The sequence below is a fragment of the Ruegeria sp. ABD4_443 genome (assembly GCF_056160865.1).
In genome coordinates, this window is the sequence record NZ_JBSWYA010000004.1 from 239,563 (window position 1) to 259,729 (window position 20,167).

The following is a 20,167-nucleotide window of genomic DNA, read 5'->3' on the forward strand; positions in this document are numbered from 1 at the left end:
TTACCCGTATACGAAAAATCCACAAGCAAGGGGAGTCCCAAAGAATCGCCATGACAGAAAAATCCGTTCTTCATGTCGCACGCATGGCGACCATGGCCGAAAGTTCCGCACCTTACGGGCTGATCGAAGACGCGGCACTTGTGATTGACGATGGCGTGATCGCCTGGGCCGGTCCGCGCGCCGGGTTGCCGGGTGCCTATGCGGATTGGCCTGGCCAGGAATTGGGGGACCGGTTGCTGACACCGGCGCCAATTGATGCCCATACCCACGTCGTATTTGGCGGCGACCGCGCGTCAGAGTTCGAGATGCGCCTGAACGGCGCAAGTTACGAGCAAGTGGCGCGCGCCGGGGGCGGTATCCTGTCGACGGTCACCGCAACGCGCGCAGCCAGCGAAGAAGACCTGTTGCAGGCTGCATTGCCGCGGGTCGACGCGCTGCTGGCCGAGGGGACAAGCTGTATCGAGATCAAGTCCGGCTATGGGCTTGATACCGACACCGAGTTGCGCATGTTGCGTGCCGCGCGCCGGATCGCGATGGTGCGCCCTGTCCGGGTGCGGACCAGCTTTTTGGGCGCGCATGCCATTCCGCCGGAATTTGCCGGACAGGCTGATGCCTATATTGATGATGTCTGCATTCCGACCCTGCAAGCGGCCCATGACGCGGGTCTTGTGGATGCGGTAGACGGGTTCTGCGAGGGGATCGCGTTTGATACCCGGCAGATCGCCCGCGTATTCGACGCTGCGCGCGAATTGGGCATCCCGGTCAAGCTGCACGCGGAACAATTGTCCAATTTGGGCGGGGCCCGGCTGGCGGCGTCATATGGTGCCCTGTCCGCGGATCATATCGAATATCTGGATGCAGGTGGCGCAGGGGCCATGGCCGCGTCGGGCACGGTCGCAGTCCTGTTGCCGGGCGCCTTTTACACGTTGCGCGAAACGCAAATGCCGCCGGTCGATGCCTTGCGAAAGCACGGTGTTCCTATTGCGCTGGCCACGGACTGCAATCCCGGGTCGTCCCCCATGACGTCCTTGCTGTTGACGATGAACATGGGCTGCACGTTGTTTCGCCTGACACCGGAAGAGGCGCTGGCGGGGGTCACCCGCAACGCCGCCCGCGCCCTGGGCCTGGATGACACCGGCGTCATTGCGGTTGGAAAGCGGGCCGACCTGGCGGTGTGGGATGTCGCGCACCCGGCCGAGCTTGCCTATCGCATCGGCTTTAACCCGCTGCATCGGCGTATTTTCGGAGGCACTGCATGAAACCGCTTACTCTTGTCCCAGGTCAGGCCAGCTTGGCGCAACTGGCAGACGTGTACCGGAACGAAACCCCGGTCCGGCTGGACGACGCCTGTCGCCCGCACGTGGAAGCCGCCGCAGCCCAGATAGCCGAGGCCGCCGCGGGATCAGAGCCTGTTTACGGGGTGAACACCGGGTTTGGTAAGCTGGCCAGTCTCAAAATTGCACCCGGCGACACATCGCGCCTGCAACGCAATCTGATCCTCAGCCATTGCTGCGGTGTGGGCGCACCGATGCCGCGGGCTCTGGTCCGGTTGATGATGACGTTGAAACTGTTGTCTTTCGGGCGTGGCGCGTCAGGCGTGCGTTGGGAGCTGGTCGAATTGTTGCAGAACATGCTGGCCCGCGGGGTCGTTCCGGTGATCCCGGCGCAAGGCTCCGTCGGAGCCTCTGGCGACCTTGCGCCGCTTGCCCATATGACGGCGGTCATGATCGGCGAGGGCGAGGCCGAGGTCTCGGGCCAGGTGCTGCCTGGCGCCAAGGCGCTGGAAATGGCTGGATTAGAGCCTGTTGAGCTTGGCCCCAAGGAAGGGCTGGCCTGTATAAACGGAACCCAGTTCTCGACCGCTTACGGGTTGGCGGGCCTGTTCGATTCCTGGCGCGCGGCGATCAATGCCCTGGTGATTTCGGCGGCGTCAACGGATGCGATCATGGGATCGACCGCGCCCCTGCGCCCCGAGATCCACACCCTGCGCGGGCATCGCGGGCAAATCGAGGCCGCAGGCACGATGCGAGCGATTCTGGACGGGTCTGAAATACGCGAAAGCCACCGTGACGGCGACCACCGGGTTCAGGACCCGTATTGTATCCGGTGTCAGCCTCAGGTCACCGGCGCCGCGATGGACGTGCTGCGCCAGGCCGCGACCACCCTTGTGACCGAAGCAAACGCGGCGACCGACAATCCGCTGGTTCTGACTGATCCGGCCGCGATTGTTTCGGGCGGGAACTTTCACGCCGAACCCGTGGGGTTCGCGGCGGACATGATCGCGCTGGCCCTGTCCGAAATCGGCGCAATTGCCCAACGGCGGATCGCCCTGATGGTGGACCCGACGCTCAGCTTTGATCTGCCGCCCTTTCTGACGCCGGAACCGGGGCTGAATTCGGGGCTGATGATTGCCGAAGTCACCACCGCCGCGCTGATGAGCGAGAACAAGCACCTGGCCAATCCCTGCGTCACCGACAGCACGCCGACCTCGGCCAACCAGGAAGACCACGTTTCGATGGCCGCGCATGGGGCGCGTCGGCTTGGCCGGATGGTTGAAAACCTCAATTACATTCTGGGGATCGAACTGCTGTGCGCCGCGCAGGGGATCGAGTTTCGCGCGCCGCTGGCCACCAGTCCGGCGTTGCAACGCGCCATTGCGCGCGTGCGGGCTGACATCCCGGCCCTGGCCGAGGATCGGTTTCTTGCGCCCGACCTGGAACAGGCCCGCGGGCTGGTCGCAGGCGGTGCCTTGCTAGAGGCGCTGGACCTGTCCATGCCGGACCTGGCGTGATGCAGGTATTCGATGTTCATAAGGGCAGCGGTCCGATTGTTCTGGGTCAGCCCCATGGCGGCACTTTTGTGCCGCCCGACATCCGAACGCGTCTTGACGCAAACGGGCAAACGCTGAAAGACACTGATTGGCACATAAACAGGATCTATAAAGGGCTTTTGACGAATGCGACCGTCGTTCGGTCCAATGTCCACCGCTATGTGATTGACTGCAACCGCGACCCGGCGGGCGCGTCGCTTTACCCCGGGCAGAACACAACGACATTGGTGCCGCTGACCGATTTCGATGGCGTGGCTATTTGGCGCGCCGGGCAAGAGCCGTCGGCGGACGAGATCGAACATCGTCGTCAAGCCTATCACGCGCCCTACCACGCCGCGCTTGAGGCCGAGTTGCAGCGCGTCCGGGACAAATATGGGTTCGCAATCCTGTTTGATTGTCATTCGATCCGCAGCGTCATTCCCTTCCTGTTCTCAGGCACATTGCCGGACATGAATATCGGCACCGATGATGGTGTGACCTGCGCGCCGGAAATCGAGTCTATTACACAGGAATTCGCCGCATCTTCGCCGTACAGCACCATCCTGAACGGCCGGTTTCGAGGCGGCTGGACCACGCGCCATTACGGCCGACCGTCCGAAGGGGTGCATGCCCTTCAGATGGAGCTTTCGCAATCCACCTATCTGACCACCGAGGCCGCGCCGTGGAGCTATGACACGGCCAAGGCCACCCGCCTGCGCCGCTGGTTGCGCGATATTCTGGACGCCATCCAGGGCACTGCATTGGAGCTTACGCCATGACTGATCCTCGCAAGAACACCCGTGACATCTATCCGCCCACTGGCCCTGACCTGAACGCCAAAAGCTGGGTCACCGAGGCGCCGCTGCGGATGCTGATGAACAACCTGCATCCCGATGTGGCCGAAAACCCGCACGAGCTGGTGGTCTATGGCGGAATTGGTCGGGCCGCGCGCACCTGGGAGGACTTTGACCGGATCGTCGCGGGCCTCAAGGACCTTGAGGCGGACGAGACCCTGATCGTCCAGTCGGGCAAACCGATTGCAATCATCCGCACGCATAAGGATGCGCCGCGTGTTCTGATCGCCAATTCAAACCTCGTGCCACATTGGGCGAACTGGGATCATTTCAACGCGCTCGATAAGAAGGGCCTGATGATGTACGGCCAGATGACCGCCGGGTCGTGGATCTATATCGGCACGCAGGGCATCGTTCAGGGCACCTATGAAACCTTTGCCGAGGCCGGGCGCCAGCATTATGGCGGCGACCTGACCGGCAAGTGGATTCTGACCGGCGGTCTGGGCGGCATGGGCGGGGCGCAGCCATTGGCCGCGGTCTTTGCCGGGGCCAGCTGTCTGGCGGTTGAATGCAACCCGGACAGCATCGATTTCCGCCTGCGCACGAAATACCTGGACGAAAAGGCCGAGACACTGGACGAGGCATTGGAAATGATCGACCGCTGGACCAAGGCGGGCGAGGCGAAGTCCGTCGGCCTGCTGGGCAATGCGGCCGAGGTTTTTCCGGAAATCTACCGCCGGATGGCCGATGGCGGCATGCGCCCCGATATCGTCACCGATCAGACCAGCGCGCATGACCCGATCAACGGCTACTTGCCTCTGGGCTGGTCAATGGCTGAATGGCGAGACAAGCGCGAAACAGACCCTAAAGCGGTGGAAAAGGCCGCGCGGGTCTCGATGAAGCAGCATGTTGCGGCAATGGTTGATTTCTGGAACGCGGGTGTGCCGACGCTGGATTACGGCAACAACATCCGACAGGTCGCGCAGGACGAAGGGCTTGAGAACGCCTTTGCCTTTCCCGGCTTTGTGCCTGCTTATATCCGCCCGCTGTTTTGCAAAGGGATCGGGCCGTTCCGCTGGTGTGCCCTGTCGGGCGACCCCGAGGACATTTATAAGACCGACGCCAAGATGAAGGAGCTTTTCCCCGAGAACGAGCACCTGCATCGCTGGATCGACATGGCGCAGGACCGTATTGCGTTTCAGGGTCTGCCAGCCCGTATCTGCTGGATCGGGCTGGGGGATCGGCACCGCGCGGGTCTGGCCTTCAACGAGATGGTTGCCAATGGCGAGTTGAAGGCGCCGGTCGTAATTGGCCGCGATCACCTGGATTCGGGGTCCGTCGCCAGCCCCAACCGCGAGACCGAAGCGATGCTGGATGGCTCGGACGCGGTGTCGGACTGGCCGCTGTTGAATGCGCTGATCAACACCGCCAGCGGCGCGACCTGGGTGTCGCTGCATCATGGCGGCGGTGTTGGCATGGGCTTTAGCCAGCACGCCGGCGTCGTGATCTGCGCGGATGGGACAGAAGACGCGGCAAGGCGGCTGGAACGGGTTTTGTGGAACGACCCGGCCTCGGGCGTCTGGCGCCATGCCGACGCAGGCTATGAGATTGCCAGGGATTGCGCCCGCGAGCACGGGCTGAGATTGCCGGGCATCCTGGGGTAGGGCGCATCAAACTGCCTCTGGCGAAAATGCTGCGGCTGCGATATGCGCAGGAGACCCCGCAGGAGACCTCAGATGTTCATCGCCACATTGCTGACCGACCCAAACGCACCTTCGCTGGAACCGTCTTTGGTCGAAACCTTGCGCAATGCCTGGGGCGGCGACGAAATCCGGTGGCTCAGCCCCGCAGAGGCGGCTGAGTTCGCGGTTGCGGCCTTGCCTTCAAACCAGTGGGACGTTTGGGGCGACTTGCAGAAGCTGGGCGTGGATCTTGTCGTTCAACCGGCCGAAGGTCGGCGCAAGCGGATGTTGCTGGCCGATATGGACAGCACCATGATTCAACAGGAATGCATCGACGAACTGGCAGACGAGGCCGGCGTGGGCGATCGGGTCAAGGACATCACGGCCCGTGCCATGAATGGCGAGCTGGATTTCGAAGGCGCGCTGACCGAACGTGTCGGCCTTCTGGCGGGGCTGGACGAGGCCGTGATCGACAAGGTCTTGCAGGACCGCATTACATTGATGCCCGGTGGCAAGGCGCTGGTCGCCACGATGCGCGCGCAGGGCGGCTTTGCGGCGCTGGTGTCCGGCGGCTTCACCGCGTTTACCGCGCGGGTCGCTGCCCTGCTTGGCTTTGACGAGAACCGGGCCAATACCTTGCTGGCCGAGAACGGCAAACTGACCGGGGATGTGTTGCGTCCGATCCTTGGACGGCAGGCCAAGGTTGACGCTCTGGAACAGATCACCGCGCGCCTGGGATTGTCAGAAGCGGATGTGATTGCCGTGGGTGACGGTGCCAATGACCTGGGAATGCTGGGCCGGGCCGGAACCGGCGTGGCCCTGCACGCCAAACCGTCGGTCGCCGAACAATGTGACGTGCGTGTCAACCACGGCGACTTGTCCGCGTTGCTGTTCCTGCAAGGGTATGCCCGGTCCGAATTCCTGGACCCCTGACACCGCGCATCCGACCCCGGCCTTTCAATTATTTAACTCTTGTGTTAAGTAATGGGGCATGGCTGACCTTTTGACTGCATTCTCGGCGCTTTCCGACGCCACCCGGTTTTCAATTGTCGAGCAATTGATGGAACGTGGCGAATTGCCCGCCGGGGACCTGATCGAAGGCAAGGGCATGTCCGGCGCCGCGATTTCCCGCCATCTGAAAGTGCTGCGTGAGGCCGGTCTGGTTCAGCAGCGCGTTCAGGGAACCCGGCGGATGTATTCGGTTCAGCCCGATGGCCTGCGCGCCATTGCCGAATGGACGATTTCAAAACGCCAGTTCTGGGAAATCAGCCTGGACCGGTTGGGAAGCATCCTGGAAGGGGAAACGTCATGGCCGACCTGACGCTGGAACGGGAATTCCCTGTCAGCCCGGAAACCCTGTTTGCATGGATCAGCGATGGCGCAAAACTGTTGCAGTGGTGGGGCCCGGAAGGCGTGCATGTTCCCGAGCATGACCTGGATTTCTCGGGGTTGGGCCCGTGGTACTCGGTCATGGAAAACAGCGAAGGCCAGACCTTCAAGGTTTCCGGCCAGGTCACCCATGTCGACCCGCCCAATTCCGTTGGGTTCACGTGGGCCTGGCACGATGATCAGGATCGGCGGGGCGCCGAAAGCCATGTAACGCTGACGGTGGCCGTCACAAAGACCGGTGCCCGGCTGGTTCTGAACCATCGTGATCTGGCCGATGCCGAGGCGGCGGCAAACCATGAAGCGGGCTGGACATCGTCCCTGCGCAAGCTTGAGGCCCGCTGCAGCTGAGTTTTCACTAGGGAGAGAAAAGATGCCACAATTCTTGTTTGTCTATCACGGCGGTCATACGCCGACCGACCCGGCCGAAATCGAGGCGACAATGGCCGCCTGGGGCGCGTGGTTCGAAAACATGGGCGCTGCGGTGGACATCCCCGGAAACCCGGTCGGCCAGTCCTATACCGTCAGCGCCAATGGCGTCGCCAGCGACGGCGGGGCAAACCCCGCCTCCGGGTTTACGGTTGTCACCGCCGACACCATAGATGCCGCGACCGATATGGCCAAAGGGTGCCCCATGGTCGTGAACGGATCGGGCTCGGTCGAAGTGGCCGAGATACATCCGATCGAGATGTGACGCCCGTCAGGACGGAAAACCCGGCGCAGGCTGAATAACGCCGCATTCCAGCCCGCGGCGGCTGTATTGCGTGGCGTTCATGAACTTGAGGGTGGCCGGGTGATCGGCCTCCAGCACGCCAAGGCTGACCAGGATGGCCGCGATGGCGCATTCGCTGGCGCGGGTTGTGCCATCGGTGATCTTTAGCGCCACGCCCATACGCTTTTCGGGAATTATGGCGACAAAAACCGCCTCGGCCCCGGTTTTGATCGCCGCACGCCCATTCATGGCGCGCATCAGCTCGGTGCAGGCGCGGGTTTCGCCCGCCACCAGTTCGGGGTGCTTGATCATTGCGGCGGTCAATTGCCGTGCCGCGTCGCTGGCGCGGTCGGACCGGTCTGCGGCCGACGCAAACCAGGCCATTGACCGCGCAAGCCCCACCAGCGAGGTCGCGAAATTCGGGGCCGAACAGCCGTCAATGCCGTAACACGGGCTGGTTTCATTGGTCGATTCTTCGAGCGCGGACAGCGCCGCCTGTTGAACGGGGTGGTCGATCTCAAGATATTCCGGCCCTGCGCCCATATGCTGTGCCACGGTCAGAAACCCGCAATGTTTGCCCGAACAATTATTGTGAATCTGGCACGGCGTGTCATCGGCCAGAATAAGCCCGTCACGCGCCGCCATATCGTCAGGCTCTTGCGGGCCGCAGCGCAGGTCAGACTCGCCCAGGCCCAGGTGATCGAGCCAGGCGGTTACACGCTCGGTGTGGATCGCGGCCCCATTGTGCGAGGCGCAGGCAAGCGCAAGGTGTTCGGTGTTCAGGCCATATTTGGCCGCCGCGCCAGAGGTGATCAGAGGCAGGGCCTGGATCATCTTGGCCGAAGACCGGGGATAAATGATTTCCCCTGGGTTTCCCCAGCTTTGCACGATCTGCCCCGTATCATCGCATATTACGGCATGCCCCAGATGCAGGCTTTCCAGAAGGGGCCCGCGTCTGAGTTCGGTCATCGGGATGGGTTGCGTCATGGCGGCCTCCGGAATTATGCGCAAAATTCTGCCAATCGCCCTTTCGCCTGTGGCGAAACCTGCGTTAGTGTGTGTATGTCGGCAATTATCGGCATGCGCAACTATCCAAAGACGAGCCGGGCAGGGTTCGCGGGCATCGCTGTCGAGTTTGAGGTATGGGTCGAGCTAGGAGGCTGGACAGATGGGATCGAATCTCGTCCGCGTGATTGCGGGCTTGTGCATGGCAGGAATGGCCACAACTGCAATCGCCCAACAGGCGACCAGCACCAATCGCGTCGCTGCAAAAACGGATTGGAGCGTTTTCGTCGAAGACGACCCCACCGAATGCTGGAGCGTTTCGGCGCCCAAGGAAACCGTGAACACTCGCGGTGGGCGCGTGGTGTCGGTGCGGCGCAGTGACATTCTGCTGTTCGTGTTCTACCGCCCCAATGCCGAGGTCAAAGGGCAGGTCACATTTACCGGCGGCTATCCGTTTGCTTCGGGGTCGACCGTCAACCTGGCCGTGGACGGCAATGAATTTGAACTGTTCACCGAGGGCGAGTGGGCCTGGCCGGCAACTGCGGCGGACGATGCCAAGATCGTAACCGCGATGAAACGCGGGACCGAGGCGGTATTGACTGCCAGGTCCGAGCGCGGCACGCAGACCAAGGACACGTTCTCGCTGTTGGGCTTTACCGCAGCAATCGAAGACGCCGAGAAACGCTGCACCAACTAACCCGGACATCCGGTTTGTGATCATTGCCCCGTCAATCTGGCGGGGCTTTTCGTTTGGGCCATTGCGCCCCGGGGAACGCGGGGCAGGTTGACGTGGCGTCGCGCGGTTTTCTTGATCGGGATCAAAGCCGTCACCTCTGAATCTGAACTAATTGGTTCAGGAACAATGCGAGGAGTCTGAGAGATGTTGAACAAATCCATTGCAGCGGTGTTGCTGGTCCTAGCCACAGTGTTGAGTGGCTGTGAAAAGTCAGCCGACACATACCCTGTGACCGGCGAACAATGCGGGCCGGAAGACCCGGTAAAGACATTGGATGCCGAGGATTGCTATGTCCCGGCGGCGGGCGTCTAAGCGCGCAGCGCAGCTAGACCAGAGAATACGGTGTGGGCCGCGGGGCAATCCCCTGCGGCCGGTGCCGTTTCCGGTGATCCAGCCATCGGTGGCGCAAAATGGTGGGCGAATTCTTTTGATCTTTGCGCGTGATCCTATATAGAGGCGCATCCCAAGCCAGAATCCGCAGAGATACGCCACATGTCGCCCAAAGCGCCGATCACTCAAGACGTCATGACCATTCCCCGCAAATTGCCCGAGGGGAAGGTGAACCTTGTCGGTTTGACCCGCGATCAACTGCGCGAGGTGCTGATCGAACATGGCACGCCGGAAAAGCAGGCCAAGATGCGCACCGGCCAGATCTGGCAGTGGATCTATCAGTGGGGCGTGCGCGACTTTGCCGAGATGACCAACCTGGCCAAAGCCTATCGCGCGCAACTGGCCGAGCAATTCGTGGTCGAGATTCCCGAGGTTGTCACGCGTCAGGTGTCCGAGGACGGCACCCGCAAATACCTGTGCCGCATCGCGGGCGGTCACGAGGTCGAGGTGGTGTATATCCCCGAGGATGATCGCGGCACGCTGTGTATCTCGTCGCAAGTGGGCTGCACGCTGACCTGTTCCTTCTGCCACACCGGCACGCAGAAACTGGTGCGCAACCTGACCGCGGCCGAGATCGTGGGTCAGGTGATGATGGCGCGTGATGATCTTGACGAATGGCCCACCCCCGGTGCGCCAAAGGACGAAACCCGCCTGCTGTCGAACATCGTTCTGATGGGCATGGGTGAGCCGCTGTATAATTTCGAAAACGTCCGTGACGCGATGAAGATCGCCATGGACCCCGAAGGGATTTCCCTGTCGCGCCGGCGGATCACCCTGTCGACCAGCGGAGTGGTGCCGGAAATCGCGCGCACGGCCGAAGAAATCGGCTGTTTGCTGGCGATTTCCTTCCACGCGACCACCGATGAAACCCGCGACGTGCTGGTGCCGATCAACAAGCGCTGGAATATCGAAGAGCTGCTGCAGGCGCTGGCCAGCTATCCCAATGCCTCGAATTCCGAGCGGATCACGTTCGAATACGTGATGCTGGACGGTGTGAATGACAGCGACGAGGACGCGCATCGTCTGATCGAGCATATCAAGCGTCACAAGATCCCGGCCAAGATCAACCTGATCCCGTTCAACGAATGGCCCGGCGCGCCGTATAAGCGCAGCTCGAACAACCGTATCCGGGCTTTTGCGAATATTATCTATCAGGCGGGCTATGCCTCGCCCATTCGCAAGACGCGGGGCGAGGATATCATGGCGGCCTGCGGTCAGCTGAAATCAGCCACCGAGCGCGCCCGCAAGTCCCGCAAACAGATCGAATCCGAGGCCGGGCTGGGCTGAACCGCCGCCCCGCGCGGGCGCCGCCAAAACCGCGGATCATCGGTGCGCCTGTCCTTTTGGCCGGAAATTTGCTAATATCGGTTGCGTCGAACCGGTCTGCCCAGGGGGGTCATCCGTCGAAACTTGGCGGGGATTGCGTGGTGTGGCCGACGGCGATTTTCAGAAGGGCCGCCAATATTATTTTCAGGTTCAGGGCGGCGTTCCGTCAATTGATAGGTGGGGATGGGCCAGGAAATGATTCTATGTCGTCGATTTTTTTCGAAACTGTTGGTGGTGTCGGCGGTCCTGTTGGGCTGGGCGGCCGCATCCTTTGGCCAGTCGCTTGACGATCAGGCGCATCTGGCAATTGAAAACCCGGCCGAACTGACGCCCGACGAGGCGCGCAGGAACTACAAGTCGCTGGCGCGTCGCATGGCGCGGGGGTATTCGGCGGCCCAGCTTGACCCGATCCGAAATTACCAAAGCTGGCCCGTGTTCAACACCGCGCCCTACATTTCGGCCACGCATGGGCAGCGCTATGTGAACTCTTACGCCAATCGTATGGCGCATAACTATGGCAGCTTGAAAGCAGGCGAGGTTCTGCCTGCGGGCTCGGTGCTGGCAAAGGACAGCATGACCGTCACCGACGAGGGCAACATCCATCCCGGCGCGCTGTTTGTCATGATCAAGCTTGGGCAAGGTGCAAGCCCGGCCACCGCTGACTGGCGTTACATCATGGTCATGCCCGACGGGTCGCTGTTCGGGGATACGATGGGCAATCGCGCCGATGCCGTGGCCTATTGCCACGAGTGCCACGAACAGGTGGCAGATCGCGACTTTACCTTTTTTGTCCCCGAGGCGTTCCGGCTGTCGGATTGAGCGCTGCGCCAAACGGGGCCACCCCGGTGCGATGCCGGCCGAGGCTGGTCTAGTCCTCTGGCGGCTGGAAACGCGCCGCGCCGATTACTTTGATCAGTTGGGCGCGCACAGGTTCAGGCTGCGTCTGGACCGCGTTCAGGACCTCTCGCAATTCGGCGCGCAGGCCATGCATCCGATCAATCAGTGAAATCATCATCGCCAGCGCGTCGGCCTCCATGTCGTATTGGTCATGCAGCTCGCAGGCCAGTTCCAGGCGTGCGACATCAATCCTGTGATAGACCAGACCCTGGTCCGACTGCTGCGGGATCACGATCTCGGCTGCCAGATACTCGGTCAGGCGGTCCGAGGTCAGGCGGGCAACCGTTTCGATCAGTTCCTTTTCGGTCAGGGTCATGACGCCATTCCTTTGCGCGGATCATAGCGATGGGACTGACGCCATGTTTCCATGAATTCCATCAACGTGTCGTCGATCTGGTCCGGCAGTGTGACCGTCAGTTCGATCAGCTGGTCGCCGCGTTCGGACGAGCCGCGCCGTTTGACGCCCTTGCCGCGCAGCCGCAGGGTCTTGCCGCTGCTGGTGCCGGGCGGGACACTGACATTCACGCCCCCATCGATTGTCGGGGCCGCGACCTTGCCGCCCAGGACCGCTTCGTCGATCGTGATCGGCAGCGTGATGTGAATATCGTCGCCCCGTCGGTCGAACAGCGGGTGATCTGCAACCGATATGGTGACCAACGCGTCCCCCGCGGGCCCATCGCCATAACCCGGCGCCCCCTTGCCGCGCAGGCGGATGGTCTGCCCGTCGGTTATGCCAGCCGGAATTTTGACCTCGATCCTGTTGCCATCGGGCAGGGTCAGTTTCTGGCTGGCGCCGAACACCGCATCCAGAAAGCTGATCTGCAGCGAATAGTTCAGGTTGTGGCCGGGCGCATGAAACGCCTGGCCACGCTGCTGGCCGAAACCGCCGCGCCCGCGCATGAACTCGGCAAAGATGTCCGACATGTCATCGGGGTCGCCAGCGGCCCCGCCGGTCCGATAGGGATTGCCAGCGGCCTCGGCATAGTCGCGGTAATATTGCTGTTGCGGGCGTTCCTGACCCGAGGCGTCGATCTCGCCGTTGTCAAAGCGCGCCCGCGTTTCGGGGTTTTTCAGCAGGTCATAGGCCGCCGCGGCCGCTTTGAACCGGGCCTCGGCCTGGGCGTCACCCGGTTTGAGGTCGGGGTGGCAATCCTTGGCGATGCGCCGATAGGCTTTCTTGATCTCGGCTGCGCTGGCATCCTTGGGGACGCCCAGAACCGAATAGGGATCGTCGCTCATCTCAGTCTCGCTGCTGCTGTTGTCGGGCGGGTCTGACCCTGATGAAGGTGTTTTACCATGTGATTTCAACAGGTCAAAAAAGAAGACGGTTGAAAACTCCTCGCCAAATCGCCTTTGGCTGGTAATATCGGGACATCCTGAACCGTTGTGAAAATGGGGTTGTTCGAATGTCGCGCAAGATCATGTCTGCTTTGGCCTTGATGGCCGGGAATGCCATCGGGCTGTTGTTGGCCTCGCTCCTGTTGTCGGGATTCGCGATCCGGCCCCTGTCATTCATCGTGGTGGTCATCGTCTTTACGGTGGTGCAGGTTGTGGCCGAGCCGCTGATTACGAAGATCAGCGAAAAGAATGTGCCCGCGCTGAAAGGCGGGATCGCGCTGGTGGTCACATTCGTGGGCCTTCTGATAACCGACATGGTTACCGCGGGGCTGACGATCGGCGGTATCTCCAACCTTTTGGCGGCGACGCTGCTGGTGTGGCTGGGCGCGTTGATCGCCAGCGTGGTTCTGCCGATCTACGTGTTCAAGGACCTGCGCCAGCCCAAGCCCTGATCACAGGGCGTTCAGGCTGGCCTCAAGGGCCTGCCACAGTTCTTCGACCGGTTCGCACCCCACGGACAGGCGGATAAAGGCCGGGTCGACATCGTCCCCCCAGCGCGCGCGCCGTTCGGCCGAGCTGTGAATCCCGCCAAAGGATGTGGCGGGACGCAAAAGCGAGCAGGCATTGATGAATTGCTCGGCTGCAGCCTCGTCGCCCAGCGTGAGCGTCAGCAAAAAGCCAAAGCGTGCCGTCTGTGCCTGTGCCAAACCATGGGACGGGTCACCTGGCAGACCGGGATACCGGATCGTTTTGACCGCCGGATGGGCCGACAACCGCTCGGCAATCACCTGGGCCGAGGAACACATGCGGTCAAAGCGTATGTCCAATGTCTCTAACCCGCGATGCAGCAACCAGGCTTCGTGCGGGCCGGGGATCGCACCGGATATGCGCCGCCATTCCTCGACCCGCGCGATGATCTTTGCGTCGCGGCTGGCGACGTGGCCCATCAGCAGGTCGGAATGCCCGCCCATCGCCTTGGTGTCCGAGGACACGACCACGTCGATGCCCAGATCCAGTGGGCGTTGGCCCAATGGTGTCATCGTCGTGTTGTCGGCAATCGTGATACCGCCCGCCGCCCGCACGTCACGGGCCGTCGCGGCAAGGTCGATCATGTCCAGCCCGGGGTTCGAGGGGCTTTCGACGAAAACCACGTCAAACCCGTCGAACCCTCCGTCGGCGAAACCGGTGGTTGGCCGCTCGACCACGGATACGCCGAGGTTTGACAGGAACCGATCCGCCAGCAAACGGGTGACGTAATAGCCATCCGACGGGATCAGGATGCGCGATCCGGCCTTGACCGTCGCGAAAAGCGCGGCCGAGACCGCCGCCATGCCCGACGGAAAGCTCAGGCAGGGGGCGTCTTCCAGATGCGACAGGATATGTTCCAGGTGTTCCCAGGTCGGGTTGTTCACCCGCCCATAGAAATCGTGCCCGTCGGGCGCGCCGGGCAGATGATACATGCTGCTTTGCGTCAGCGGCAGCGCCACCGGGTCGCCCTTGCCCAGGGCGTTGCCGCGCAGGTGGAGCATTTCGCCGGTCTTGGGGGCCTTCATCGTTCAGCGCCCAGGTATTTCATCGCGCGGCGGCGCGGGTTCCCAGTTTTCGATGATCTCGACCGCTTCCTGCGCGGTGTCGACAAAGCGGAACAGGTCCAGGTCCTGGTCCGAGATGGTTCCGGCATCGGCCAGAGCTTCCCAGTTGATGACCTTTTCCCAGAATGCGCGGCCAAACAGCAGGAAAGGCACGCGTTCCATCCGGCCCGTCTGGATCAGGGTCAGGGATTCGAACAGCTCATCCATGGTGCCGAAACCGCCGGGAAAGATGGTGATGGCGCGGGCGCGCATCAGGAAATGCATTTTGCGGATGGCGAAATAGTGAAAGTTGAAGCTGAGGTCAGGCGTCACGTACAGGTTCGGCGCCTGCTCGTGCGGCAGCACGATATTCAGGCCGATCGAACAGCCACCGGCGTCCTGTGCCCCGCGGTTGCCGGCCTCCATCACGCCGGGGCCGCCGCCGGTGACGATGACGTTCTCGCGGCATCCGGTCTTGTTCGAAATCTCTGTCATCAGCCGCGCGAATTCGCGGGCTTCGTCGTAATATTTCGACAGCCCGGCCAGGGTCTCGGTCCGGGCGGTATGTTTCTGTGCGGGTTCCGGAATGCGCGCGCCGCCGAACATGACGATGGTCGAGGTGATCTGGCGTTCGCTCATGATCATCTCGGGTTTCAGCAGTTCCAGCTGCAGGCGCACCGGGCGCAGTTCGTCCCGGCACAGGAAATCGTCATCGGCAAAGGCAAGGCGATAAGCAGCCGAGCGGGTCTGCGGCGTATCCGGCACCTCGCGCGCGGTCGAGCGGTCGGTCTGGGCGTCGCGGAAGGGGCTGAGGCGGTCTTCTCTCATTGCGGGGGTTCCCTGCTTGCGTGTTTTCAAAACAGCTATAGGGTTCGCGGGCAGAGTGCCAGTCACGGAAAGACAAGAATGGATTGGAAGACGGAAATTTCGGCAGCCCGGGCGCGGGTCGCGGGTCACACGCAGGTGACGCCAGTGATGGAAAGCACCGGTTTGGGTCTGGATTACCCGGTCGAACTAAAGCTTGAGCAGTTGCAACATACCGGCAGCTTCAAGGCGCGGGGCGCGTTCAACACGCTGCTTAGCCAGGATGTACCAGCGGCGGGGGTTGTGGCGGCATCCGGGGGCAATCACGGGGCTGCGGCGGCTTTTGCGGCGCGGTCTCTGGGCTATCCTGCCAAGATTTTCGTGCCCGAGATGGCCGGTCCTTCGAAAATTTCGCTGATCCAGAGGATTGGCGCTGATCTCAGCGTCGTGCCCGGTGAGTACGCCAATGCGCTGAGCCAGGCGCAGGCGCATGAGGGGGCCACCGGCGCCATGCAAATACATGCCTATGACGCCCCTGCGACCGTGGCCGGGCAGGGCACCTGTTTCGCCGAATGGCAGGGGCAGGGCTTGCAAGCCGACACCGTTCTGGTCGCCGTCGGCGGTGGGGGCCTGATCGCCGGTGCCCTGGCCTGGTTCGGGGGCGCACGCAAGGTCGTCGCGGTCGAGCCCGAGACATCCTGTGCGCTGAACGCGGCGTTGCGGGCGGGGTCCCCGGTGGATGTGTCGGTGTCCGGTATCGCGGCCAACGCGCTGGGCGCGCGCCGGATCGGGTCGATATGTTTTGACCTTGCGCAGGGGATGACATCGGTGCTTGTGACGGATGAGGCCATCGCGCAGGCGCAGGCCAGGCTGTGGCAGGCGCATCGCATTCTGGTCGAGCCTGCCGGTGCCACCGCGCTGGCGGCTTTGACCTCGGGTGTTTATCAGCCCGAACCGGGCGAACGGGTGGCGGTTCTGGTCTGTGGCGGCAACATCGCCCCGGACCCGTTAGAGGTCTGAATATTCGGCTTGAGGGTCGGGTGCCGGGATTTTATCTATAATCCCCATGACCGCCACCATTGCCGATTCCATTTTTGACACTCTGAGCCAGCGGATCGTTACCGGCGACTTGCCGCCGGGGGAAAAGCTGCGTCAGGATCACATCGCGCGGGCCTTTGACACCAGCCATGTGCCGGTGCGCGAGGCCCTGTTGCGGCTTGAGGCGCGCGGGCTGGCGCGCAGCGAACCGCGGCGCGGGATGCGGGTCACGGCGCTGGACCCGGCCGAGGTCCGCGAGGTGATCGAAATGCGCGCCGTGCTTGAGCCGCTGGCGCTGCGGCATGCGATCCAGAACCTGACGCCGGGTGCCCTAAAACGCGCCGATGACGCCCGAATTGCCTGTGACGAGGCAGCCGATATGCCCACATGGGAAACCCGCAACCGGATATTTCACCGGGCGATCCTGACACCCTGTGCCCGCCCCCGGCTGTTGCACGCAATAGACGACCTGCATATCGCCAGCGCGCGGCATCTGTTTGCCCATTGGAGCAAGCGGTGGACACACCGCGTCGACGCGGATCACGCGGCCATTGTCCAGGCGATGAAGCGCCGGGATACGGAAACCGCCACGTCCATTCTGGTGCGCCACATACGCCGGGCCAGCTGATCTGGTCGGAAATCGCCGGTGATTGCCGCAAATTGTTGGTTCCGCGTCGCATTGCGGCCAAGGGCCTGCTTGCTTATACGCAACACGAAGTGACGAGAATCTGCAGGGAGCCTTCCGATGTCCAACGCGCAACTGGAAACCGCAATCGAAGCAGCATGGGAGGCCCGCGATACGATTACGCCGGCGACCTCTGGCGAGCAGCGCGAAGCGATCGAAGACACGCTGAACGCGCTGGACAGCGGTTCGCTGCGCGTGGCCGAAAAACAGGCCAGCGGTGATTGGCATGTGAACCAATGGGCCAAAAAGGCGGTCTTGCTGGGCTTTCGCATCAAGGACATGGAAATTCAGACCGGCGGGCCGCAGGATGGCGGCTGGTGGGACAAGGTCGACAGCAAGTTCGCGGGCTGGGGCGACAACCAGTGGCGCGCGGCCGGGTTCCGCGCGGTGCCCAACTGCGTGGTCCGCAAATCGGCCTATGTTGCGCCCGGCGTCGTGCTGATGCCCTCTTTCGTGAACCTTGGCGCCTATGTGGACGAAGGCACCATGGTCGATACCTGGGCCACCGTCGGGTCCTGCGCGCAGATCGGCAAGAACGTACACCTTTCGGGCGGTGTCGGTATCGGCGGCGTGCTTGAGCCGATGCAGGCCGGTCCGACCATCATCGAGGACAACTGCTTTATCGGCGCGCGGTCCGAGGTGGTCGAAGGCTGTATCGTGCGCGAAGGCTCGGTTCTGGGCATGGGCGTGTTCATCGGCAAGTCGACCAAGATCGTCGACCGCGAAACCGGCGAGGTCATGTATGGCGAGGTGCCGCCCTATTCGGTGGTGGTTGCCGGGTCGATGCCGTCCAAGAACAATGTCAGCCTGTATTGTGCCGTGATCGTCAAGCGGGTCGATGAAAGGACCCGCTCGAAAACCGGGATCAACGAATTGCTGCGCGACTAAGGCTTACGCAATACCAAAGTAAGGCCGTGGCGATGCGCTGCGGCCTTTTTCTATGGCTTAATGGGATAGCGATCCGGTTCCTCGAACACGTCAATGGCCCGCGTTCCGGCCTTGATCCGGCCGCCATGTTCGACGCCTGACGGGATGGAATAGGTGTCGCCGGGGCCGTAAGTTCTGGTTTCCCCACCAATCGTCAGTTCGGCCTCGCCCTCGATCACTGTTCCCCATTGCGCCTTGTGCGAATGCGCGGGCAGTTCAAAATCCTTCAGAAACGTAAAGAACGCGACGATCCCGGCATCTGACCGGATCACCGAGGTTTGCACCACGTCCTCTGGGAAGGGCACATCGAGGCTGGGAAAGTTATTGATGAAATCAGGATAAGACATGAAACGTCCTTTGTGAGGCCAACAAACAGCTTGTGCCGGTACTATGGTGGCAATGCGCCCGGTTGGCAATTTCCCGGCGGCTTGACCGGGGAAGTGCGCGCGGCTATGGCCCGGGGCATGGAAAAACAAAAGAAACCCTCGCGGCAGCAGGTCTATACCCTGCTGGTGCAAATCGGCCGCAAGGATGGCGACGGGCTGCCGGATGACGCGACAGGCGCGGCGCTGATGTGTTTTGCCAGCGGCGTGGACGAAGCCGAAGCCGTGCGTGAAACGGTTGCCATTCTGAAACAGGCCGACACGGCCCCGCTGGATGTCACCGGATACGGCACCATGGCCGAGCGCGAGGCCCAGGGCCACGAGATCGAGCCGCAGGAACGGGCGCTGATGCAACGGGCGCTGGACGAAAACGCGGTGATCGTGGCGCAGGTGACCCCGTTCTATGGCGACGGCGACAGCCAGCCCTAGTTCCGCATACCGAACCACTTGCGGTAAATCTCGTCATATGTCCCGTCTTCGCGCAGCGCCAGCAGCGCCTGGTTGACGTCTTCGACAAGCGGCGACCCGGTGGGAAAGACGATGCCGTAATTCTCGCGCAGGAATATGCCGCCGGTCATTGTCGCGATCTTGCGCCCCTCGTGCGAGGCAAAATAGGACAGGATCGGCGCGTCAAAGACAACGGCGTCCAGTTCCTTGTTCTCGAACGCTGTCAGCATATCGGTCAGCCCGGGATAGCCGGTAAACTCGATCTCGCGCCGGGCCAGGAAACTTGCAGCGGTGGAATTGTCGATTGTCCCCACGGTCTTGCCGTAAAGGTCACTGACCGAGTTCACGTTGGTGCTGATGGCATCCACCGTCATGACCGACGCGATCCGCGCGGTAAAGACCGACACGATGAACAAGGAAGACACGACCAGGATCACGCCCAGAACCCGCCCGAACGGCGTCCGCGGCATGCGTTCTTCAAAGCCGCCATTGACCACAAGGTTCAGGGCCCACCAGAATGACGGGAACCAGGCATCGTCCAGCTTGCGGTCGAAATAAGGCTGTGCGCGGCGTTCAAAACACCACATCAGCATTCCGCCGCCCAGAAGGATGGCAAAGGCAAGCCCGATGGCAATGAAAAGCTCTTTGGACAAAAGCGCCCGCGCCAGCGACGGGCGGCGGGCCGCGTCGGACGGAACCATGATTTGCAAACCGGCCTCGAAAATAGGCTGGCTAAAGTCCATCAGGGTTTCGCGCTGCGCTGTGATCGAGATATTGGCGATGGCCAGATCGGACGTTCCGGCCTGGACAGCCCCCAGCATCTCTCCGAAAGTTTCGACCCTGTTTACGGTGTAGTCCCAATCAAGAGATTCAGCCAAAGCCTGCAGAAGGTCCATCGAGAATCCTACATCGCTTCCGTCTTCCACGTAGGAAAACGGTGGCCGGGTCACGGTGGACACCGAAAGGGTCTGCGCCTGGCTTTGCTGCGCAAGAATGGCGAAAGTCAGGCAGACAAAGGCAAAGAAGGCTCGGATCATCGTAAACATACCTGTTTCGCGGCGCTGTAGCGCAATTTTGACCAGCGCGGCAAGGCGGTCGCAGGGTAAATGCCAATGTTTCCCGCATGTGTGCGAACCAGTTGGCGTTTGTTTAGGCCGGACAAAATTGCGCGAACGGGGTTGGCAATTCGGTCAAATCGTTGAATCTGTGTGGCAACAGGCACAAACCCGGGAATGAG

General features: G+C 62.0%; 24 protein-coding genes. 17 read left to right on the forward strand and 7 right to left on the reverse strand.

The features are described from left to right. Positions 1 to 50 precede the first annotated feature (50 nt). The 8 genes from hutI (at position 51) to ACXAG8_RS10175 (ending at position 7,365) form a co-directional block, all read left to right on the forward strand. Positions 51 to 1,259 carry an imidazolonepropionase gene (hutI, locus tag ACXAG8_RS10140; RefSeq protein ID WP_475223749.1) on the forward strand — a complete coding sequence of 403 codons (1,209 nt, stop codon included), beginning with the start codon at positions 51 to 53 and terminating at the stop codon, positions 1,257 to 1,259. Then, positions 1,256 to 2,791: a histidine ammonia-lyase gene (gene hutH, locus ACXAG8_RS10145; RefSeq protein ID WP_475223750.1), complete on the forward strand. Its 1,536-nt coding sequence runs from the start codon at positions 1,256 to 1,258 to the stop codon at positions 2,789 to 2,791. The genes hutI and hutH overlap by 4 nt, the downstream gene beginning before the upstream one ends. Then, positions 2,791 to 3,588 (forward strand): N-formylglutamate deformylase, encoded by a 798-nt coding sequence (gene hutG / locus ACXAG8_RS10150; RefSeq protein WP_475223751.1) that lies wholly within the window; start codon positions 2,791 to 2,793, stop codon positions 3,586 to 3,588. The genes hutH and hutG overlap by 1 nt, the downstream gene beginning before the upstream one ends. Next, the gene (hutU, locus tag ACXAG8_RS10155; RefSeq protein WP_475223752.1) at positions 3,585 to 5,267 is read left to right on the forward strand and encodes a urocanate hydratase; all 1,683 of its coding nucleotides are present in this window, start codon (positions 3,585 to 3,587) and stop codon (positions 5,265 to 5,267) included. The genes hutG and hutU overlap by 4 nt, the downstream gene beginning before the upstream one ends. A gap of 72 nt (positions 5,268 to 5,339) precedes the next feature. Continuing rightward, positions 5,340 to 6,218 carry a phosphoserine phosphatase SerB gene (serB, locus tag ACXAG8_RS10160; protein ID WP_475223753.1) on the forward strand — a complete coding sequence of 293 codons (879 nt, stop codon included), beginning with the start codon at positions 5,340 to 5,342 and terminating at the stop codon, positions 6,216 to 6,218. A gap of 58 nt (positions 6,219 to 6,276) precedes the next feature. Next, the gene (locus tag ACXAG8_RS10165) at positions 6,277 to 6,606 is read left to right on the forward strand and encodes an ArsR/SmtB family transcription factor (RefSeq protein WP_475223754.1); all 330 of its coding nucleotides are present in this window, start codon (positions 6,277 to 6,279) and stop codon (positions 6,604 to 6,606) included. Then, positions 6,594 to 7,022 (forward strand): SRPBCC family protein, encoded by a 429-nt coding sequence (locus ACXAG8_RS10170; RefSeq protein WP_475223755.1) that lies wholly within the window; start codon positions 6,594 to 6,596, stop codon positions 7,020 to 7,022. Before ACXAG8_RS10165 ends, ACXAG8_RS10170 begins: the two co-directional genes overlap by 13 nt. 22 nt (positions 7,023 to 7,044) lie before the next feature. Further along, positions 7,045 to 7,365 (forward strand): YciI family protein, encoded by a 321-nt coding sequence (locus ACXAG8_RS10175; RefSeq protein ID WP_475223756.1) that lies wholly within the window; start codon positions 7,045 to 7,047, stop codon positions 7,363 to 7,365. Between the two features lie 6 nt (positions 7,366 to 7,371). On the opposite strand, the gene ACXAG8_RS10180 is transcribed toward ACXAG8_RS10175, so the two are convergent. Beyond that, positions 7,372 to 8,370, reverse strand: coding sequence for an asparaginase (locus ACXAG8_RS10180; RefSeq protein WP_475223757.1), 999 nt, complete (start codon positions 8,368 to 8,370; stop codon positions 7,372 to 7,374). A 181-nt stretch (positions 8,371 to 8,551) separates the two neighbouring features. On the opposite strand from ACXAG8_RS10180, the gene ACXAG8_RS10185 reads away from it, so the two are divergent. The 4 genes from ACXAG8_RS10185 to ACXAG8_RS10200 all read left to right on the forward strand — a co-directional run bounded on the left by ACXAG8_RS10185 (position 8,552) and on the right by ACXAG8_RS10200 (position 11,659). Then, the gene (locus ACXAG8_RS10185; RefSeq protein WP_475223758.1) at positions 8,552 to 9,085 is read left to right on the forward strand and encodes an invasion associated locus B family protein; all 534 of its coding nucleotides are present in this window, start codon (positions 8,552 to 8,554) and stop codon (positions 9,083 to 9,085) included. 183 nt (positions 9,086 to 9,268) lie between these two features. Beyond that, a complete protein-coding gene (locus ACXAG8_RS10190) occupies positions 9,269 to 9,436 on the forward strand; it encodes a hypothetical protein (RefSeq protein ID WP_475223759.1) in 168 nt (55 codons plus the stop codon). A 180-nt stretch (positions 9,437 to 9,616) separates the two neighbouring features. Next, positions 9,617 to 10,801: a dual-specificity RNA methyltransferase RlmN gene (gene rlmN, locus ACXAG8_RS10195; RefSeq protein ID WP_475223760.1), complete on the forward strand. Its 1,185-nt coding sequence runs from the start codon at positions 9,617 to 9,619 to the stop codon at positions 10,799 to 10,801. Between the two features lie 273 nt (positions 10,802 to 11,074). After that, positions 11,075 to 11,659 (forward strand): cytochrome P460 family protein, encoded by a 585-nt coding sequence (locus tag ACXAG8_RS10200; RefSeq protein ID WP_475223761.1) that lies wholly within the window; start codon positions 11,075 to 11,077, stop codon positions 11,657 to 11,659. A 49-nt stretch (positions 11,660 to 11,708) separates the two neighbouring features. Here the strand turns inward: ACXAG8_RS10200 and ACXAG8_RS10205 are convergent, their stop codons facing one another. Together ACXAG8_RS10205 and ACXAG8_RS10210 are read right to left on the reverse strand one after the other, a co-directional pair. Then, positions 11,709 to 12,053: a hypothetical protein gene (locus ACXAG8_RS10205; protein WP_475223762.1), complete on the reverse strand. Its 345-nt coding sequence runs from the start codon at positions 12,051 to 12,053 to the stop codon at positions 11,709 to 11,711. Next, entirely contained in the window at positions 12,050 to 12,976 is a 927-nt protein-coding gene (locus ACXAG8_RS10210) for a DnaJ C-terminal domain-containing protein (RefSeq protein WP_475223763.1), read from the reverse strand. Before ACXAG8_RS10210 ends, ACXAG8_RS10205 begins: the two co-directional genes overlap by 4 nt. Before the next feature lie 167 nt (positions 12,977 to 13,143). On the opposite strand from ACXAG8_RS10210, the gene ACXAG8_RS10215 reads away from it, so the two are divergent. Then, a complete protein-coding gene (locus ACXAG8_RS10215; RefSeq protein ID WP_475223764.1) occupies positions 13,144 to 13,527 on the forward strand; it encodes a hypothetical protein in 384 nt (127 codons plus the stop codon). On the opposite strand, the gene ACXAG8_RS10220 is transcribed toward ACXAG8_RS10215, so the two are convergent. After that, positions 13,528 to 14,628, reverse strand: coding sequence for a cystathionine gamma-lyase (locus ACXAG8_RS10220; protein WP_475223765.1), 1,101 nt, complete (start codon positions 14,626 to 14,628; stop codon positions 13,528 to 13,530). Positions 14,629 to 14,631: 3 nt separating this feature from the next. Next, positions 14,632 to 15,474 carry an LOG family protein gene (locus ACXAG8_RS10225; RefSeq protein ID WP_475223766.1) on the reverse strand — a complete coding sequence of 281 codons (843 nt, stop codon included), beginning with the start codon at positions 15,472 to 15,474 and terminating at the stop codon, positions 14,632 to 14,634. 78 nt (positions 15,475 to 15,552) lie between these two features. On the opposite strand from ACXAG8_RS10225, the gene ACXAG8_RS10230 reads away from it, so the two are divergent. The 3 genes from ACXAG8_RS10230 to dapD all read left to right on the forward strand — a co-directional run bounded on the left by ACXAG8_RS10230 (position 15,553) and on the right by dapD (position 18,061). Next, positions 15,553 to 16,470, forward strand: a complete 918-nt coding sequence (locus ACXAG8_RS10230) for a threonine/serine dehydratase (RefSeq protein ID WP_475223767.1) — start codon at positions 15,553 to 15,555, stop codon at positions 16,468 to 16,470. Between the two features lie 46 nt (positions 16,471 to 16,516). After that, positions 16,517 to 17,116: a GntR family transcriptional regulator gene (locus ACXAG8_RS10235; protein ID WP_475223768.1), complete on the forward strand. Its 600-nt coding sequence runs from the start codon at positions 16,517 to 16,519 to the stop codon at positions 17,114 to 17,116. Positions 17,117 to 17,233: 117 nt separating this feature from the next. Continuing rightward, positions 17,234 to 18,061, forward strand: a complete 828-nt coding sequence (dapD, locus tag ACXAG8_RS10240; RefSeq protein ID WP_475223769.1) for a 2,3,4,5-tetrahydropyridine-2,6-dicarboxylate N-succinyltransferase — start codon at positions 17,234 to 17,236, stop codon at positions 18,059 to 18,061. Between the two features lie 50 nt (positions 18,062 to 18,111). Here the strand turns inward: dapD and ACXAG8_RS10245 are convergent, their stop codons facing one another. Beyond that, positions 18,112 to 18,447, reverse strand: a complete 336-nt coding sequence (locus tag ACXAG8_RS10245) for a cupin domain-containing protein (protein WP_475223770.1) — start codon at positions 18,445 to 18,447, stop codon at positions 18,112 to 18,114. Positions 18,448 to 18,564: 117 nt separating this feature from the next. Here ACXAG8_RS10245 and ACXAG8_RS10250 point away from each other — a divergent pair, with 117 nt between their 5' ends. After that, positions 18,565 to 18,912 (forward strand): hypothetical protein, encoded by a 348-nt coding sequence (locus ACXAG8_RS10250; protein ID WP_475223771.1) that lies wholly within the window; start codon positions 18,565 to 18,567, stop codon positions 18,910 to 18,912. Here ACXAG8_RS10250 and ACXAG8_RS10255 read toward each other — a convergent pair. Further along, on the reverse strand, positions 18,909 to 19,967 hold the full coding sequence (locus ACXAG8_RS10255; protein WP_475223772.1) for a transporter substrate-binding domain-containing protein: 1,059 nt from the start codon (positions 19,965 to 19,967) through the stop codon (positions 18,909 to 18,911). The two genes, ACXAG8_RS10250 and ACXAG8_RS10255, sit on opposite strands and share 4 nt — an antisense overlap. Positions 19,968 to 20,167: the final 200 nt, after the last annotated feature.